The 18,327-nt window shown below is 62.6% G+C and carries 12 protein-coding genes and 2 tRNA genes; 11 read left to right on the forward strand and 3 right to left on the reverse strand.

Annotated features, from left to right (window positions below; all coding sequences use genetic code 11):
• The first annotated feature begins 132 nt into the window (after positions 1 to 132).
• Genes nudC through AB0N72_RS11410 form a run of 3 tightly spaced genes read left to right on the forward strand, consistent with a single transcriptional unit; the run spans position 133 to position 3,868 of the window.
• On the forward strand, positions 133 to 1,119 hold the full coding sequence (gene nudC / locus AB0N72_RS11400) for an NAD(+) diphosphatase (RefSeq protein WP_363930515.1): 987 nt from the start codon (positions 133 to 135) through the stop codon (positions 1,117 to 1,119).
• Entirely contained in the window at positions 1,116 to 3,248 is a 2,133-nt protein-coding gene (locus AB0N72_RS11405; RefSeq protein WP_363930516.1) for an ATP-dependent DNA helicase UvrD2, read from the forward strand. The genes nudC and AB0N72_RS11405 overlap by 4 nt, the downstream gene beginning before the upstream one ends.
• Positions 3,248 to 3,868: a M48 family metallopeptidase gene (locus AB0N72_RS11410; RefSeq protein ID WP_363930517.1), complete on the forward strand. Its 621-nt coding sequence runs from the start codon at positions 3,248 to 3,250 to the stop codon at positions 3,866 to 3,868. Before AB0N72_RS11405 ends, AB0N72_RS11410 begins: the two co-directional genes overlap by 1 nt.
• Positions 3,869 to 3,923: 55 nt before the next feature.
• Here the strand turns inward: AB0N72_RS11410 and AB0N72_RS11415 are convergent, their stop codons facing one another.
• Entirely contained in the window at positions 3,924 to 5,351 is a 1,428-nt protein-coding gene (locus AB0N72_RS11415; protein ID WP_363930518.1) for a zinc-dependent metalloprotease, read from the reverse strand.
• 213 nt (positions 5,352 to 5,564) lie between these two features.
• Between AB0N72_RS11415 and AB0N72_RS11420 the strand changes: the two genes are divergently transcribed.
• The 5 genes from AB0N72_RS11420 (at position 5,565) to AB0N72_RS11440 (ending at position 11,284) form a co-directional block, all read left to right on the forward strand.
• Positions 5,565 to 6,719 carry a S16 family serine protease gene (locus tag AB0N72_RS11420; RefSeq protein ID WP_363930519.1) on the forward strand — a complete coding sequence of 385 codons (1,155 nt, stop codon included), beginning with the start codon at positions 5,565 to 5,567 and terminating at the stop codon, positions 6,717 to 6,719.
• A 126-nt stretch (positions 6,720 to 6,845) separates the two neighbouring features.
• Positions 6,846 to 9,836, forward strand: coding sequence for a UPF0182 family protein (locus tag AB0N72_RS11425; RefSeq protein WP_363930520.1), 2,991 nt, complete (start codon positions 6,846 to 6,848; stop codon positions 9,834 to 9,836).
• Between the two features lie 131 nt (positions 9,837 to 9,967).
• Positions 9,968 to 10,041 (forward strand) — tRNA-Met (locus tag AB0N72_RS11430).
• A 223-nt stretch (positions 10,042 to 10,264) separates the two neighbouring features.
• Positions 10,265 to 10,338: transfer RNA gene (locus tag AB0N72_RS11435), tRNA-Met, on the forward strand.
• A gap of 133 nt (positions 10,339 to 10,471) precedes the next feature.
• Positions 10,472 to 11,284 carry a GntR family transcriptional regulator gene (locus AB0N72_RS11440; protein WP_363930521.1) on the forward strand — a complete coding sequence of 271 codons (813 nt, stop codon included), beginning with the start codon at positions 10,472 to 10,474 and terminating at the stop codon, positions 11,282 to 11,284.
• A 77-nt stretch (positions 11,285 to 11,361) separates the two neighbouring features.
• On the opposite strand, the gene AB0N72_RS11445 is transcribed toward AB0N72_RS11440, so the two are convergent.
• Together AB0N72_RS11445 and AB0N72_RS11450 are read right to left on the reverse strand one after the other, a co-directional pair.
• Entirely contained in the window at positions 11,362 to 12,150 is a 789-nt protein-coding gene (locus AB0N72_RS11445; RefSeq protein WP_363930522.1) for a PspA/IM30 family protein, read from the reverse strand.
• 99 nt (positions 12,151 to 12,249) lie between these two features.
• Positions 12,250 to 14,322 (reverse strand): TPM domain-containing protein, encoded by a 2,073-nt coding sequence (locus AB0N72_RS11450; RefSeq protein WP_363930523.1) that lies wholly within the window; start codon positions 14,320 to 14,322, stop codon positions 12,250 to 12,252.
• Between the two features lie 320 nt (positions 14,323 to 14,642).
• On the opposite strand from AB0N72_RS11450, the gene AB0N72_RS11455 reads away from it, so the two are divergent.
• The 3 genes from AB0N72_RS11455 (at position 14,643) to AB0N72_RS11465 (ending at position 18,323) form a co-directional block, all read left to right on the forward strand.
• Complete coding sequence (locus AB0N72_RS11455) at positions 14,643 to 16,322, forward strand: trypsin-like peptidase domain-containing protein (RefSeq protein ID WP_363930524.1); 1,680 nt, start codon at positions 14,643 to 14,645, stop codon at positions 16,320 to 16,322.
• 228 nt (positions 16,323 to 16,550) lie between these two features.
• A complete protein-coding gene (locus AB0N72_RS11460; protein WP_363930525.1) occupies positions 16,551 to 17,354 on the forward strand; it encodes an electron transfer flavoprotein subunit beta/FixA family protein in 804 nt (267 codons plus the stop codon).
• A 15-nt stretch (positions 17,355 to 17,369) separates the two neighbouring features.
• The gene (locus AB0N72_RS11465) at positions 17,370 to 18,323 is read left to right on the forward strand and encodes an electron transfer flavoprotein subunit alpha/FixB family protein (protein WP_363930526.1); all 954 of its coding nucleotides are present in this window, start codon (positions 17,370 to 17,372) and stop codon (positions 18,321 to 18,323) included.
• The last annotated feature ends 4 nt before the right edge of the window (positions 18,324 to 18,327 follow it).

Below are 18,327 nucleotides of genomic sequence, written 5' to 3' on the forward strand. Positions count from 1 at the left end.
GTCTTCAGATCTCCAGCAAATCCACAGGGGAAGAGGCCAAAAGGGGAGTGTATTTGCGCCTCCGCCCGCCGTCGTCCACAGGCGGAGACCTTCCAAATGTTTTTTGTCGGTGCGAGTCAGTACGGTAGATACATGAGTCATACGGAGTCGCCGGCGCTTGCCAACCACCTGATGGACACTGTTCTTCCCGTCCGCCCTGCCATGGTGGACCGCGGCTCGGGCGTCCGTATGAAGCCGGGCATGGTCCAGGACGTCATCGCCTCTGGTACGGCCAAAGCCATGGTTATTTCCCAGCGCAAGGCGTTGGTGACAGCCGATGGTCTCTGGTTCGGCGACGCCGCCGCCCTCTGGGCCGCCCTCCAAGGGCCCGACGCCGGTGCCGCCGCCATCTATCTGGGGACCACTTTGATGTCGTCCTCGTTGCCGGAAGGAACGCCGGTCCTCCTGTTCACCATCGCTGAGCCGCCGGCTGCGGGCCCCGCCACGATCCCTTCGGACGCACAGTGGGCGGGATTCCGTGACGTCGCGGCCACGTTGGACGCCATGGACACCGCCCTGTTCATTGAAGCAAGCGCTATCTCCAACTGGCATGCCACCCACACACATTGTCCGCAGTGCGGCACCCCAACGGATGTCGAGGCCGGCGGCTGGGTCAGGCGTTGTCCCAAGGACAATTCCGAGCACTACCCGCGCACGGATCCTGCAATCATCGTCACCGTGGTTGGACCCGACGGTCGCCTGCTCCTGGGCGGCGGCGGGCCGGTGGATGCCAAAAACTATTCCACTCTGGCCGGGTTCGTTGAGCCCGGTGAATCGCTTGAGCAGGCTGTGGTCCGGGAAATCGGGGAAGAGGTGGGTGTCCGCGTGACGGCCTGCCAGTACCTCGGCTCGCAGTCCTGGCCGTTTCCCGCTTCGCTCATGCTGGGCTTCACCGCCACCACGGACGACGCCGTTGCGCGGCCCGATGGCGTCGAGGTGACCCGGGCACGGTGGTTCAGCCGGGATGAGCTGCAGGACGCGGTGCTCAGTGGCGAAATCACCATCTCCACGCGGCTTTCGATTGCGCGTTCCTTGATCGAGCATTGGTATGGCGGCGTCATCGAAGACCTCCAGCCGTGACAGAAGTGTTTTTAGACGCCGAAGGCTCTCTCGAGGAGCGCATCCTCGGTGGCTTGGATGACGAACAACGTGAAGTGGCCAGTACCCTGACGGGTCCGATGTGCGTCCTGGCCGGCGCTGGTACAGGAAAAACGCGTGCCATCACCCACCGCATCGCCTATGGAGTCCACTCCGGGGTGTACAGCCCGCAGCGGTTGCTGGCCGTGACGTTCACGGCAAGGGCCGCCGCCGAGATGCGCAGCAGGCTCCGCGATCTTGGCGTGGCAAACGTCCAAGCCCGCACCTTCCACGCCGCCGCCCTGAGGCAGCTGCAGTTCTTCTGGCCTCAGGCGATCGGAGGAACCCTGCCGAATCTGTTGGACCACAAGGCCAATATGATCGCCGAAGCGTCCCGCCGGCTGCGCCTGAGCACAGACCGCGCCTCCATCAGGGACCTCGCGGCGGAGATCGAATGGGCAAAGGTGTCCATGCTGACGCCCGCCAACTACCTTGAGAACGCACAGGGCCGTGGTACGCCGGGCGGCTTCGATCTCACGGCCGTTTCCCGGGTGTTCCAAGCCTATGAGGACATCAAGACGGATCGTAACGTCATCGACTTCGAGGACGTTTTGCTCATCACCGTAGGCATTCTCCAAGAGGACCCAAAGGTCGCGGCCACCGTTCGTGAGCAGTACCGGCACTTTGTGGTGGATGAGTACCAGGACGTTTCGCCGCTACAGCAGCGGCTCCTGGATTTGTGGCTTGGCGGCCGCGACGAGTTGTGCGTGGTGGGCGATGCGAGCCAGACCATCTACTCCTTCACTGGAGCGTCCCCCAAACACCTGCTGGGTTTCAAAGCGCAATTCCCGGGAGCAACCGTCGTCAAGCTCATCCGCGACTACCGGTCCACGCCACAGGTGGTGAAGCTTGCCAATGACCTGCTGGGGTCGAGGCGAAGTGGCGGACCGGTCGCCGATGCCGCCTGGGCGCCGCCCCTGAAGCTTGTTGCCCAACGTCCGTCCGGTCCGGAGCCAAAGTTCATGGAGTGCCCGGACGACGAAGCCGAAGCGGCCGTCGTGGCGGGCAGGATTCAGGAACTGCTGAACGCCGGGGTCCAGGCCAGCGAAATCGCCATACTTTTCCGCACGAACGGCCAGTCCGAGGCTTACGAACAGGCGCTCGCATCTGCAGGTATTGGCTACCAGCTTCGGGGTGGTGAGCGATTCTTTGCACGGAAGGAAGTCCGCGACGCCATACTGCAACTTCGGGCCGCGACCCGTGCCGTGGCGGAGGGTCCCCAGGAGCCACTGGGGCAGATTGTTCGGGACATCGTAGCGTCCCTTGGATACACCGACTCTGCTCCCCACAATGGGGGAGCGCTGCGTGAGCGGTGGGAGTCGTTGGCAGCCCTTGTCGCCCTGGCCGATGAGTTGGCCGTCAGCCGCGGTGAGTCGTTCACCTTGGCTGAGTTTGTCAATGAGCTCCAGGAACGTTCGGTGGCCCAGCATGCCCCCACGGTCCAGGGTGTCACGCTCGCTTCCCTCCACTCGGCCAAGGGCCTCGAGTGGGACGCGGTGTTCCTGGTGGGCCTGAGTGAGGGACTGATGCCCATTTCGTTCGCCGATTCCCCTGAGGACGTGGATGAGGAACGCCGCTTGCTCTACGTGGGCATCACACGGGCACGGGAACATTTGAACCTGTCCTGGTCAACGGCACGTACCCCTGGCGGGAGGGCAAACCGCAAGCCATCCCGTTTCCTTGACGGGCTTCGCCCGGACTCCGTGGCGTCCGCAAACGCCCGCAGCAAGTCAGGTCCGGTGCGCCGAAAAGCCGCAGCGCCGGCGTCGTGCAGGGTGTGCGAAAGCATGCTGGCCACAGGAGCCGAACGGAAGGTGGGACGCTGCAACCAATGCCCGCCCTCCTACGAGGAGCAAACCTTTGACGCCCTGCGGCAGTGGCGCAAAGACGAGGCAAAGTCCGCCGATGTCCCGGCGTATGTAGTGTTCACCGACGCCACCTTGACCGCAATCGCCGAGGCCAAGCCGAGCTCCCTGGAGGAATTGGCATCCTTGGCGGGGATCGGACCGTCCAAGCTTGAGCGCTACGGCGAGGCGGTCCTGGCGGTCCTGGCCCAGAGCGCTGTTCTCTGATGGCGGGTCCACGGGCGGGGGATAGTGGCATTCCCCAGATGACCGAGGACGGTGCTCCGGTCGTGGTGCGTCGATCAAGCAGGCGCCGGCGTACCGTCGCCGCGTTTTGGGAAGACGGCAAGGCCGTGGTCGCTATTCCAGCGAGCTTCACCAAGTCCCAGGAACGCGAATGGGTACAGCGCATGCTGGCCAAGCTCAAGAAGCAGGGCGAGCAGCGGGCGGGCAGGAGCAAACGCCGCCCGGCCACCGATGATGCCCTCGCTGAGCACGCTGCCCATCTGTCCCGGACGTATCTTGGTGGCAGGGCCGTCCCCACATCGGTCCGATGGGTTGGAAACCAGAACTCGCGATGGGGTTCGGCGACGCCTGCAGATGGCAGCATCAGGCTCTCCAACAAACTCCAGCCCATGCCGCAGTGGGTTACGGACTACGTCCTGGTACATGAGCTGGCCCACCTGCTGGTTGCCGGACACAACGCGGATTTCTGGGCGCTGGTTGATGCCTACCCGGAGACCCAGCGTGCCAAGGCTTTCCTGGAGGGGGTGGCCTTCGCGACGTCCAGGGGTCTCGCAGGAGAATCCGGCAGCCAGTCCGGGCCTGGGGCGGAGCTGACCGATTAACCCAGCAACGGCCGCCACTCGTGGCGACCGTCGCTGATTCGTTCTCCCGGAGGCTTTACTTGGTTGGCGCCTGGGGATCGGTGTCGTCCGAACCAGGCTCTTCAGCCGGTGAATCCGGGGATCCGGCGTCAGGGGTGTCTTCGTAGCCGCCGTCCAGGAGCTTCTGGAGGGCATCATCGACTTCACTTTCGCTGGCTTCGGCCAGCCGGCGGCGTTCGGAGAAGCCCTTCGGATCATCCAGATCCTCGCCCGTAGGCAGCAGATCCGGGTGGTGCCAGATGGCGTCACGTCCGGCAATGCCACGCTCTTCCTTAAGGGTGGCCCACAAGGTGGCTGCCTCCCGAAGGCGGCGTGGGCGCAACTCCAGGCCCACCAGCGAGGAAAAAGCGTGCTCGGCTGGTCCGCCTGTGGCGCGCCGGCGTCGGACGGTTTCCCGCAGGGCAGTCGCGGAGGGCAGCACTTTGTCGGTTGCTTCAGCGGTCAGTTCATCAACCCAACCCTCAACAAGGGCGAGTGCAGTCTCAAGCTTTTCCAGGGCAGCTGTCTGGACCGGGGTGCGCTCCGGGGTGAAGACGCCTTGGGACAGCGCTGCCTGGATGCCTTCCGGGTTGCTGGGATCAAGGTCCCGTGCCAGGTCTTCGATGCGGGACATGTCGATGTGGATGCCGCGGGCGTAGGCCTCGATGGCCCCCAAAAGATGGCCGCGCAGCCACGGAACCTGTACGAACAACCTGGCGTGCGCTGCTTCACGGACTGCCAGGAACAGCCGTACGTCGTTCTCCGGCAGGCTGAGGCCTTCACCGAATTTGGCAACGTTGGCCGGCAGGAGTGCCATTTCGAGGTCCGCCAGTGGGACTCCGATGTCCGTGGAGCTCACCACTTCGGCGGACAGGGCGCCGATGGCCTGGCCCAACTGCATGCCGAAGATTGCGCCGCCCATGTTCTGCAGCATCGACGAGGCACCGCCCATCATGGACTTCATTTCCTCGGGCATTTGCTGGGTGAGCGCATTGGACAGGGCGTTCGCGATGCTGTTTGCCACCGGTTCGGTCAGGCGTTTCCAGGTTCCGAGGGTCGCCTCCACCCATTCAGCACGTGACCAGGCACGTCCAATCAATCCGGTGGCCGAGAGGTCGGTAACGGGGTCGAGCCAGAGTTCGGCAAGCCTCAACGCTTCGTCCACTTCCCTGGCCTGCTGGGCGTTGACGGAGGGGTCGCTCCCGGCGGCTGCCACCCGCCGGGCATTCTCATGCGCCAGCTGCCAGTTAACGGGTCCCTCGGAGGTGGAACTCATCATGGCCTGGACCTGCGCGAACATTTGCTGCAGGAGCTGGGGGTCGTTGGGGAGCCCGGCAGCCTTGGCCAACTCAGCGGGATCGATGTTGCCCATGCCCTGGCCGCCCATGAGGTTCTGCAGCATTTCCGCCAGCGGATCCTTGGGGGTCTCGTCGTCGTTGGACGGGTTGTTGGGGTTGGAAGTCATGGTGCCGCCGATCGTCGAACTGGCTGGTGATCCCTTTCACCGTACCGCGCTGCCGGAGGGCTGTCTGCCCGGACCCGGCGTCGTTCGCTGTAGGCAAAGCAGGACGGCAACGCCTGACCGCGTAGTGTTGATGCTTGGTATGTACTGCCGCTGCGGCTGCGGCGGCAGTAGCCACAGGAACCGGTCACGCCATGCCGGAAAAGAGAGGCCTCAATGCTTACTTCGCCCAGCCCCGAGGGCTCCTTCGCGTCGCGCCAGAACCAGGAGCAGGGCCAAGTGTCCGACGCCGATCCCGCCTTGGTGCCTCCGGCACCTCCGCATAACGGGCGGTACATGATCATGGTGATCTCAGGACTTCTGGCGCTGGGCCTTGGCATTGGGGCGGCGGCGTTGCCTGTCCCATATGTCATCGAGTCAGCAGGTCCGACGTTCAATACGTTGGGTAAGGACGGCGACAAGCCTGTCATCAGCATTTCCGGACACGAATCGTTCCCAGCCAAAGGTAGCCTGGATCTGACCACCGTTGTCATGACAGGTGGCCCCAAGACTCCTGCCACGATTTTCGACGTGTTCCGGGCCTGGCTGGACAACTCCAAGGCGATCTACCCCGAGGAACTGATCTACCCCAAGGGCACCACCGCCGAACAAACGGTCAAGCAAGGCGAAGTGGACATGGAAACGTCCCAGGAGAACGCCGTGGCCGCTGCATTGCGGCAGCTGGACATTCCCTTTGAGCAGAGGCTGGATGTCGCCGGCCTGTCGGACCCCTCGCCGTCCACCGGGAAAATCAAGGAAGGCGACCGCCTGAAGTCCATCAATGGAAAGGCCATCACCTCCATGGGCGTGGTGCAGGCGGAACTTGCGGCAGGGGCGGGAGCTCCTGTGACCGTGGAGGTGGAGCGGAATGGGGCCCTGGTCACCGAAACCGTCACCCCCACCAAGAACCAAGCTGACCGCTACGTTCTCGGCGTGCTGTTGGCGAGCGATTTCACCTTTCCGTTCGACGTCAGCATTTCACTGGACAACGTGGGTGGGCCGAGCGCCGGAATGATGTTCGCCTTGGGAATTGTGGACAACCTGACTCCGGGGGACCTCACCGGCGGCAAACACGTAGCCGGGACAGGCACCATCACCGCCGACGGTGCCGTGGGCGCGATCGGTGGCATAGCCCAAAAGATGATCGGTGCACGCCAGCACGGGGCCACAATGTTCCTTGCTCCGGCGGCGAATTGTTCCGATGTTGTGGGGCACGTCCCGGATGGCTTGCAGGTTGTCAAAGTGGAAACCTTGGCCGACGCTACCGCTGCCGTGGAACGGTTGGGGTCCGGACAAGACACGGCGGGCCTTCCCACCTGCACAAACAACTAGACTGGCGGTGGAACTTAGCTCCACCGCCACTCGTGGCATATATGACGGCCTCCGCCATATCCCAGCGGCAGAGAATGTCAAGTACTCGCACACCGACTGTTCACTGACACCAATGAGGTACAGAGTTTGTCCCGTCCCGCCAGCTCCAACCCGCCCGGAAGATCACCGCTGAGACGAGGTGCCCTTACTCCGACGCTCATCGTCGTGGCAGTGGTCGTCGTCGGGTTCATTTTCTTCGCCAATGTGTGGACTGATGTCCTTTGGTATCAGCAGCTCGGTTTCTTCGAAGTGTATCTTCGCGAAAACCTCGCCCGGATCATCACCTTCCTGGTCGGATTCGCCATGATGTTCGCGGCCGTCTACTTTGCCATCAGGATCGCCTACCGTTCCCGGCCCGTGTATGCCCCGGATGCGGAGTCCCGGGACAACCTCAACCGCTACCAGGCGCAGCTTGAGCCCGTGCGCAGGGTAGTAATGATTGGTTTGCCCATCCTGTTCGGCCTCTTCGCAGGCAGTGCAGCAGCAAGTCAATGGCAAAAGGCCCTGTTGTTCTTCAACCAGGAGCCTTTCGGCCAGACAGACCCCCTGTTCAAGCTCGACATCAGCTTCTACCTGATGTCCCTGCCGTTCCTGGGATTCGTCACCGGGTTCCTGATCAGCATCACGGTGGTGGCCGGCATCGCCGGTATCCTCACCCACTACCTTTACGGCAGCATCCGGCTCATGGAACGTGGCATCTTTACCAGCCGTGCAGCGCAGATCCACATTGCCGTGACAGGCGCCCTTTTCCTGATCCTGCTGGGCGTCAACTTCTGGCTGGACAGGTACACCACCGTCCAGAGCAACTCGGGCCGCTGGGCCGGTGCTTTGTACACCGATGTCAATGCCGTAGTGCCCACCAAGGCGATCCTCGCCGTCGCCGCTGCACTGGTGGCAATCCTGTTTATTATTGCTGCAGTGATCGGTCGCTGGCGCCTGCCCGTCATCGGCACCGCGATGCTGGTTATCACTGCCATCCTCGCAGGCGGCGTCTACCCGTGGGTCATCCAGCAGTTCCAGGTGCGACCCTCGGAAAACACCCTCGAACGGGAGTTCATCGACCGCAACATCTCAATGACCAGGGCTGCTTACGGCTTGGACAAGATCGACGTATCGGCGTACAACGCCACCACGACGGCTACGGCGGGTGCGCTGGCGGCTGATGCCCAGACTGCAGCCAACATCCGGCTTCTTGATCCCAACCTCATCTCTTCCGCGTTTGCCCAGCTTGAGCAGTTCCGCCCGTATTACCAGTTCCCGCAAACCCTGAACGTTGACCGCTACACGGTAGACGGCAAGGTGCAGGACACTGTGATTGCCGTACGCGAACTGAACCCCGATGGCCTCAGCGCCAACCAGCAGACGTGGGTCAACCGCCACATCGTGTACACGCATGGTTATGGGGTAGTTGCCGCGAAGGGCAACAAGTTCACCGCTGACGGCAAGCCTGAATTCCTGCAATCCGGGATTCCGTCCAACGGCGTACTGGGCAACGACACCACGTACGAGCCACGGATCTACTTTGGCGAGAACTCGCCTGAGTACTCGATTGTCGGTGCACCCGATGGCGCCCCGAACCGCGAGCAGGATCGTCCGGCAAGCCGCGACGGCGGGGGAGAGACCCAGTACACGTTCGGCGGCAATGGTGGACCGAACGTGGGCAACTGGCTCAACCGGATTCTCTATTCCATCAAGTTCCAGTCTTCGGACCTTCTGCTTTCCGATGGCGTCAACGCCGAGTCGCAGATCCTCTACGACCGCAATCCACGCGAACGCGTGGAGAAGCTTGCCCCATACTTGACCGTTGATGGCAATGCCTACCCGGCCGTGGTTGACGGCCGCGTGAAGTGGATTGTTGATGGCTACACCACCAGCCAGTACTTCCCCTATTCGCAGCCACAGCAGTTGCAGAATGCCACAGCTGATTCGCAAACGAGCGCGGGGCGTACGGTTGCCCTTCCGAACAGCTCCGTGAACTACATCAGGAACTCGGTCAAGGCCACGGTGGATGCCTACGACGGTTCGGTGAACCTTTACGCCTGGGACGACCACGACCCCATCCTGAAGGCATGGCAGAAGGTCTTCCCGACTACCATCAAGCCCTACTCCGAGATGTCCGGCGACCTGATGAGCCACGTCCGCTACCCGGAGGACCTTTTCAAGGTCCAGCGCGAACTGCTGGGCCGCTACCACGTCACTGATCCGGACAGCTTCTACCAGAACAACGATGCTTGGAGCGTTCCGAACGATCCCACGGTCTCCGAGGCAGTCAAGCAGCCACCGTTCTACATGTCCCTGCAGATGCCGGACCAGGAGAAGCCGGCATTCCAGCTGACGTCCTCCTTCATTCCGCAAACGGTGAACGGCAACGCACGGAACATCCTGTACGGCTTCCTCGCCGCGGATTCGGACGCCGGCAATGTCAAGGGAGTCAAGGCGGACAGCTATGGGAAGCTGCGGCTCCTGCAACTCCCGACAGATACCCAGGTACCTGGTCCGGGACAGGCCCAGAACAAGTTCAACTCGGACCCCACAGTGTCACAGGCGTTGAACCTTCTGCGCCAGGGTGCATCGGACGTCCTGAACGGCAACCTGCTCACACTGCCTGTTGGTGGAGGCCTGCTGTACGTCCAGCCTGTCTATTTGAAGTCCACAGGCGAAACCTCGTACCCCACGCTCCAGCGCGTCCTGGTAGCTTTCGGTGACAAGATCGGTTTCGCTCCCACGCTCGATGCCGCTCTGGACCAGCTGTTCGGTGGTAATTCCGGGGCAACCGCTGGAGACTCGGCCAATAATGGCCAGACTCCGGCTACGCCTCCGGGCACCACCACCCCGCCTGCCGGACCGACGGACGCCAAAGCCGACCTGAAGGCAGCCCTCGACGCGGCCAACAAGGCAATCGTGGACGGGCAAGCAGCCCTGGCCAAGGGTGACTTTGCCGGTTACGGCGATCAACAGAACAAGTTGTCCGAGGCATTGAAGAAGGCACTGGACGCTGAAGCCAAGCTTGGTACGACGTCGACGCCGAGCGCTACTCCGAGCGCGACGGCGACGCCGTCGCCCTCGCCCAGCAAATAAGTCCCAGACTGAGTGAAGGGCCGGCACCCGCTCCGATCGGAGCGGGTGCCGGCCATTTCCGTGGGGGAGACGGACGTCACGTAGCCAGGATTTGGTCTGACATTCACCGGGCGGTAATGTTGTTCTTGCGACGCGGGGTGGAGCAGTTCGGTAGCTCGCTGGGCTCATAACCCAGAGGTCACAGGTTCAAATCCTGTCCCCGCAACTGGAGAAAGGTCCGGATCAGTAATTACTGATCCGGACCTTTTGTTTTTGCCGCCGAGTCCATCCTTCATGCGTCCATCCTTCATGCTCCGTGCCCATGGGGAATCTTCAGTCACGTCCAGGGTCCTTCCCTTGGGAGTATTAGGTCTTGGCGTGATCTGCGGCACGTTCCACGCCTTATGGTCAGGGGCACCCCCAAGGGTGGGGTAGAGTTGTTCTTGCGACGCGGGGTGGAGCAGTTCGGTAGCTCGCTGGGCTCATAACCCAGAGGTCACAGGTTCAAATCCTGTCCCCGCAACTGGAGAAAAGATCCGGATCAGTAATTGCTGATCCGGATCTTTTGTTTAACAGACCGCTAAGGAACGCCCTTCCAACAAGCGGGTGCTAGCATCGAATCCGGATTTGATGAGGCAGGAAGACGGGACGTCCCAATGGTCAATGACGACACCAACTCAAGCCCCGGTCGCCAAGCCCTGCAGAGGGACAGCCCTATAGCCGTTTACCAGCAAGTGGCGGACGTCCTGACGGACCATGTAAGCCGCCTGGAGCCGGGTGCACGCATTCCCACTGAAGAAGCACTCATGGAGGAGTACGGCATCAGCCGCACTACGGTCCGGAAGGCGATTGAAACCCTTGTGGTGAAGGGCCTCCTGGTCCGCCGGCAGGGAAAGGGCACTTTCGTGATGGCCCAGCGCCCCGTGAAGATGCTGAACCGCCTGGCTCCGTTCATGGAGACATTCACTGCGGCAGGAATGAAGACCGTCAAGGGCCTCATTGAGTACAAATGGATGGAAAAGGACAGGACTGTTCCCGCCAAGCTGGTCTCCGATGACAACCTTGTCCTCGTCATCCGGCGTTCCTACTCAAGCGCAGGATGGCCGTACGCCATAGCCGAGATCTTCATTCCGTCACACATCGGACGCCATATCAGCTTGGCTGACGCCGAACGCAACTCCATCTACCAGGTCATCCAGGACAGGACTTCCAAGCCGCTGCAGCGTGCAGAAATCACCGTCACCATGCATGCACCTCCCGAGCATCTGGCTGACGCCCTGAACGTCCGCGGGTTCGCCATGGTGCCCAGACTGGAGAGGACGACGCTGGGACCTCATGGAGAGGTTCTGGAGTGCACAGTGACCTACTTCCACCCAAAGGGCTTCGAGATCCGTGCCGAAGTTGCAACGGATGCCAGTCCGGGGCAGGAAACACCGCTCCAGCCTGCGGGCCCGGTGGCAAACGCTTAAAAGCCGAGTGGGCAGGATTCCTTGGAATCCTGCCCACTCATCTGTATGCAGTACCTGGAGGAAACCTCCAGCGGTTTCTAGAGCTTGTCGAAATCTGCTTCGTCAACGGTTGCTTCCGAGGAAGAGGCCGACCCTGCCCCGATAGCGGGCTTCGCGCCGCCGGACTTCAGCGCAGCAAGCCGGGCTTCGATCTCGGTCTGCTCGCCCAGGTCCTCAAGCTGGTTGAACTGGGCGTCCAGGCTGGAGCTTGCCAGTTCCTGCTGGCCAAGGACCTTGGCTTCTTCGCGTCGGATCTTTTCTTCGAACCGGCCAACCTCGCTGGTGGGATCCATGATGTCGATGCTCTTGAGGGCATCGTGCACCTGGGACTGTGCCGCTGCGGTCTTGGAACGGGCAACAAGTTCATTGCGCTTGGCAGTGAGCTGGTTGAGCTTGTTCTTCATTTGGTCAAGCCCGTTCTTGAGCTTGTCCACAACTTCGGTCTGGGAGGCGATGCTCGGCTCGGCAGCCTTTGCCTCGGACTCCGCAGTCATCTGGCGCTGGATGGCCACCTTGGCCAGGTTGTCGAACTTCTGGGCGTCAACGGTGTCACCGGCGGCGCGGTACTCGTCGGCCTTCCGTGATGCTGCCAACGCCTTGTTGCCCCAGTCCTGGGCGTTCTTAATGTCCTCGTTGTAGTCAGCCTGCAGCATGCGAAGGTTGCCGATGGTCTGGGCTACGGCGGACTCGGCCTCGGCGATGTTGTTCGTGTAGTCGCGGACCATCTGGTCCAGCATTTTCTGCGGGTCCTCAGCCTGGTCGAGCAAGGCGTTGATGTTGGCCTTTGCCAGCTGCGAGATCCGACCGAAAATGGACTGCTTAACCATGGTGTTGCCTTTCGTCCTGCTCAGTGGAGCCCACTGAAATCAGTGATCAGTTGTTGTACCGCGTCTATGTGGAGCAAGGACCCCACCTAGTTTGTAGATCTAGAAGCTGCCGGAGTCGCCGCCGCCGAAATCGCCGCCGCCTCCACCGAAGTCGCCGCCGAAGCCGCCACCACCGGAGTCGCCGCCGAAGAAGCCTCCGCCTCCGCCGCCGTCGTTGTGGCCACCGCCCCAACCGCCGCCGCCGCCGTTCAGGATGGAATTGATGAGGATGCCACCAAGGATCGCGCCGCCGAGGCCGCCGCCTCCGCCGCCCCCGCCGCCCCCGCCAAACATTCCACCGCGCCCATAGCCTTGGTCGGCGTAGCCAAACTGGTCAACGTCCGCCTGCGCGAGCTGGGCTGCCTGAGCCGCGAGGGAGTGAGCCTGTTGTGCGTAGGTCAGCGCCGTCACGGGGTCGTTGCGGGAGATGGAGAGTGCGTAGTCCAGGTTGCGCTGGGCTTCGGCGAGCCTTGTCCGGGCCTCCGTGCCGACGCCACCGCGGCGAGCCGTGATGTAGTCCGAGGTCGCACTGATCTGGGCCTGTGCTGCCATGATGGTTTGCTGCAGGGAAGCCTGCGCGCGGCGGGCCTGTTCCTGCTGGTCGCGAATGCCCGACAACGACTGGTCGAGCGCCTGGTGGGCTGACTCAACGCGGCTGAGGGTGGCGATGGGATCGATCTTTCCACCCTGGATCTCGGTCTTCACCTGCGCCAGGGCCGCTTCCACGCCTGCTACCGGGCCGGCGAGCTCAGGATGGGCACCTGATTGAATCATCGCCCGGGCCTGGGCAAGGTCCTGGCTGGTCTCAGCTACCGCGCTGTCGAGCGAGGCGCGGGCCTCATCCAAACTGCCGGCCGTCTTGGAGATTGCCTCGATCAGGATGTTGGTCTGGTGCAGGCTTTCCTCTGCGGCGCGGACAGCAACAGCAGCCATGCTGTTCTCGCCGGCGGCCAGCTTCTCCTGTGCGGTGGTAGCGGCGTTCTGCACGAACGCAAGGCGCTCCTTGGCCTGCAGGATGTTGTCCGAGACCTGGGTCAAAGCGGATTCGGCGTACTTGTTCCGGAGTCCGTCAAGGGATTGCTCAGCGTTGGCGATCCTGGCGTCTGCGTCCTTGGCCCCGGCGGATACTGCGGCCAAGGCCTGGGGAGCGTTCTTTTCCAACTCGCGCAGGGAGTCGAAATCGGCTTTCTGGTCACGGAGCGACGACAATGCAGCCTCCGAGCGCCGAATGATTTCACCGAGCCAGGTGCGCTGTTGCTCTTCCGTGTCCGGGATATGGTCGTCGAGCTGCTGTTGCAGCTTGAAGGACTCCGTCATGTGCGCCTTGGCCTCGTCCAGGGCCTTGGTGAAGTTGCCTACTGCGGAATCACCGTACTGGGCCTGGGCGAAGCCCAATTCCTGCTCGCTGGACCGAATGGCATCGTCTGCCTCAATGAGGAGCGAGCCGCTTTTCTGGCGCAATTCGGGGATGCTCATGCCGGCCAGCGGATCAAGCTGTTCGCCCTGCGGGCCGTAGCTGGCGCTGACCGCCTTGCTGCCCTTCTTGCGACGGTTGCGGAGGTAGAGATAGGTTCCCGCGCCGCCGGCAACCACTACGCCCGCCCCGACGAGCACGCCGACTCCGGCGTTTCCGCTGGGAACAGTTCCGCTGCCACCGCCGGCGGCATCCCCAATCGCGGCTGCTGTGTCGATTGCAGCCTGGGCATAGTCTTTCTTGCCTCCGGCGAGGTTTGCGACGATGGCGTTCTGGGTGATGTTGGAGCGCTTTGAGTAGATCGCGGAGGCTGAGTTCGGCGCAAAGTAGTACTGGCCCGCAGTGGAAATGGCCAGAATGACATCGGCCTTGCCCATCTTCTTATTCGCCGCTACCGCCTTCGCCCATTGCTCCGGGTCTGACGGGTTGTCGAAGGAGTTCACCGTAACCACATAGAGGTTGTACTTGTGATCCTTGAGCGTCTTTTGGATGGCGTCCTGTACTTCGCCCTTCCGGGCGCCAAAGACATTGGCATCGTCGACGATGTTTTGGCCGGATGGGATCGTTACTGGATCAGCAGCCCAAGCCGCGCCGGCCGGGAGGGCCAACAATCCAGCCACGCCAATGACAGCGAGTACGCGTTTAAATATTGACCGCATGTGCAACCCTTCAGCACGTCTGCGACTGGAACAAGGCGTGCCAATCGTCACAGAATGCTCAGCGCCCCCACGCATGGTGTAAAGCCGCAGGTCGCTGTGGCAATTCCTCTTGATTCTATGGTGCACCCCATGACCCGTCCACAGGGGTGAATATGCCACCAGCGAAATATAGGAGAAACATGGATTGTTGTGTCGTTGAGTGCCATCCGGCGGCCTGCAAATCGCGGCACGGCGCCATTCAGGAAGCTCCCAGCGAACGTCCCCTTTTGTTCCAGTTATTGGGTACATAGTTGATGAAGACGAGGACGAAAGGAAGACCCATGACGGAGAACCCAGCGCAGGGCAACGCACCGGAAAACAGGGAGCCAACCCAGCCGAACGCACCATCGGGGCAGCACAACGATGCCTCCCGGCACAGCGATGGCTCCCAGACGCAGCAGCCTGCCTGGACTTCAGGGCAAGACCAAGGCGCAGGAAATGATGCCCAGCCCACCACGCCTTTGCCGGCCTACCAGCCGCAGGCCCAGGCCCAGCCGCACACCCAGGCCCAGCCGCACACCCAGACACAGCCGAACACGCAGGCCCAGCCGCAGCCGCAGGGTCAAGGCCAGGCACCGTACTATGGCAATCCGCAGCAAGCGGACCCGGCCCAGCGCCCCAACTACCCCCAGCACCAGCCTTTCTATGGCGGCGGAGCCAACCCGGCCGGCAATACTCCCGGCCAGCAGTTCCAGCAAGGCCAGGGCCAGCAGGCGCCGGGAATGCACCAAGCACCCGGCCACTCGACGGTAGCCACCAAACGCAAGCCTGTGTTCGGCGTGGGAACCCTCGTGGCGAGCATGCTTGCAGCGGGGCTCATCGGTGGCGGCGTTGCAGCCGGCAGCAATGCCCTTTGGGACAACCCGGCCCCGGCAGCATCCACGGGCGGGCAGTCCAGCACGGTCATCGTGAACAACAAGGACGACGTCAACGTCATCACGGCCGCTGCAGCCAAGGCATCGCCCAGCGTTGTCACCATCAAGGCAACCAGTGGCAACGAAGGTGGTACCGGTTCCGGCGTCATCCTGGACGACCAGGGCCACATCCTGACGAACACCCACGTGGTGACCCTGGATGGAGCGACTTCCAACGCCGCGATCGAGGTACGTACCAACGACGGCAAGGTCCTCAAGGCAACGGTGGTGGGAACAGACCCGTTGTCGGATCTGGCAGTCATCAAAGTCAGCGATGCCTCCGGCTTGGTTCCCGCAACCCTGGGTGACTCTTCGAAGATCAACGTGGGGGACACCGCCGTCGCAATCGGTTCGCCTTTGGGCCTGACCGGCACGGTAACTGACGGTATTGTCTCCACGCTCAACCGCACCATCAGCGTGGCGTCGTCGGCAGCCCCCAAGGAGGCCCCTGATAACTCGCAAGGCGGTGACCAGGGGTTCCAGTTCGCGCCTCCGAATGGTAGCCAGGGCCAGTCCACGGCCAACGAAGGTTCCATCGCCATCAACGTGATCCAGACTGACGCCGCGATCAACCCGGGCAACTCGGGCGGCGCGTTGGTCAACAGCAAGGGCGAGATCATCGGTGTCAACGTAGCGATTGCCTCGGCTGGCAGCGGCACGTCCGATTCTTCAAGCGGCAACATCGGTGTCGGATTCAGCATTCCGATCAACCACGCCAAGCGGGTGGCCCAGGAGATCATCGACTCAGGCAAGGCCAGCCACGGACAGTTCGGTGTCTCGGTCCGGGCAAAGTCGGCTACCAGCAGCGATTCGGGATTCTCGGTAGGAGCTGAAGTCGCCTCCGTGACCAGCGGTTCCGCTGCGGCCAAGGCCGGCATCAAGGTGGGCGACGTCGTCACCAAGTTCGGCGACTACGCTGTCAGCGATCCCAACCAGTTGACTGCAGCGGTCAGGGAGCAGCCGGCCGGTGCCAAGGTCAAGGTCACCATCCAGCGCGGTGGCCAGAGCCAGGAAGTCGAGGTAACCCTCGACGCCGCACAGCAGTAGGCTGCGGACAGCAAACGCGCGACGGCGGGTTGCACCTTAACGGTGCGGCCCGCCGTCGCGCGTTCCCGGCATTCCGGGAAGCGAAACAGGGCTTAACGCTGGGAGTGGTTTTTTGCGGGCAATATGCTTAGCTAGGACGAGCCCACGCGCTGGGCAATTCACGGCCACGCTGTTGCGGTTGGCCGTCCACAAGCATGGAAGGCTGCTTCGAAGACAGTGGAAGAGACATTGAAGATTGTCGTTCTGGTCAAGCACGTCCCGGACGCGCAGTTCGACCGGCACATCACCGGTCCTGCCAACACAACCGACCGTGAAGAGAGCATCTTGTCCGAACTGGACGAGTATGCCTTGGAGGCAGCGCTGCAGCTGGCCGAAGAACGCGGTGGACCTAAGGCCGGCAATGAGGTCATAGCCTTGAGCATGGGTCCGTCCGGTGCCGTCAATGCGGTGAAGAAGTCGCTGCAGATCGGCGCGTATTCGGGCGTCCACCTCAGCGATGACGCTCTGGCAGGCTCGGACGCTGCCGCCACATCCCTGGCACTCGCTGCGGCGATCCGGCACCTCTCTGCAGACGGACGCCCCGTGGACCTGGTCCTGACGGGCATGGCGTCCACAGATGGCGAGACATCGCTTATCCCGGCGCAGCTCGCGGAGCGTTTGTCGCTCCCGCAGGTGACTTTTGCCTCCAGCCTCGAGGTTGCAGGAAGCCGTGTTACGGCTCGTCGGGACGCGGGTCCCTACTCCGAGACCGTGGAGGCTTCCCTCCCGGCAGTGGTCTCGGTTACTGACCAGATCAACGAACCCCGCTATCCCAACTTCAAGGGCATCCTGGCTGCCAAGAAGAAGAAGATCACCTCCCTCACCTTGGCGGATATTGGTGTGGACGCCTCGCAGGTGGGCCTTGCGGGGTCCTGGACCGTGGTTGAGTCAGCCGAGGCGCGGCCGCCGCGCACTGCCGGCACCATCATCACTGACGAAGGCGACGCCGGCATCAAGCTTGTCGACTTCCTTGCCGCCCAGAAGCTGCTCTAAAGGGGATTCCAACACATGGCAAATGCACTTGTTTTCATTGACAACCCGGGGGCTGCTCTCAAGAAGAGCAGCCTGGAGCTCCTCACCATCGCCCGCTCCTTGGGGGAGACCGCCGTCGCGCTCACCGGTGAGCTGACGGACGACGTCGCCGCTACCTTGGGTGCCTATGGCGTCACCACGGTTTACCGTCCGTCCACGGACGACCTCGACAACTATCTGGTGGGCCCGAAGGCTTCCTACCTGGCTGCCGCTGCGGGAGCATCCGGAGCCACTGCGGTTCTGGTCGACAACTCCCCGGAGGGCAAGGAAATCGCGGGCAGGCTTGGCATAAAGCTGAACGCGGGAGTCATCACCGACGTCGTGGGAGTGGAGCCTGACGGCACCGCGCACAAATCGGTCCTGGCCGGTTCCTACAACACTTCGGCCAAGGCCACCACGGCCGTGACGGTTTTGTCAGTCAAGGCAAACAACGTCGAGCCGTCACCTGCCGGCGCCGAGGTTGTTCCCGCCACGGAAACGGTTGAGGTTCCGGGCGACGCTGCCGCAACTTCGGCGCGGATCGCAGCCCGGACGGAGAAGCCTGTCAGCGGCCGGCCGGATCTCGGCGAAGCCAGGATTGTGGTTGCCGGCGGCCGGGGCGTCGACGGCGACTTCGGACCCCTGGAAGAACTGGCCGATGCCCTCGGCGCGGCGGTGGGCGCTTCCCGCGCAGCCACCGACGCCGGGTGGATCGGCCACGATGCCCAGGTGGGCCAGACCGGCGTGACGGTCTCGCCGCAGTTGTACATCTCCGCCGGTATCTCCGGTGCAATCCAGCAGAAGGCCGGCATGCAGACCTCCAAGGTGATCGTCGCGATCAACAAGGACGCAGAGTCGCCGGTCTTCGAGATCGCCGACTACGGCATTATCGGTGACCTGTTCAAGGTCATCCCGCAGGCAACAGCCGAAATCAAGAAGCGGAAAGGCTGATCTC

Source organism: Paenarthrobacter sp. NPDC089307 (genome assembly GCF_040685055.1).
Classification (GTDB): Bacteria; Actinomycetota; Actinomycetes; order Actinomycetales; family Micrococcaceae; genus Arthrobacter.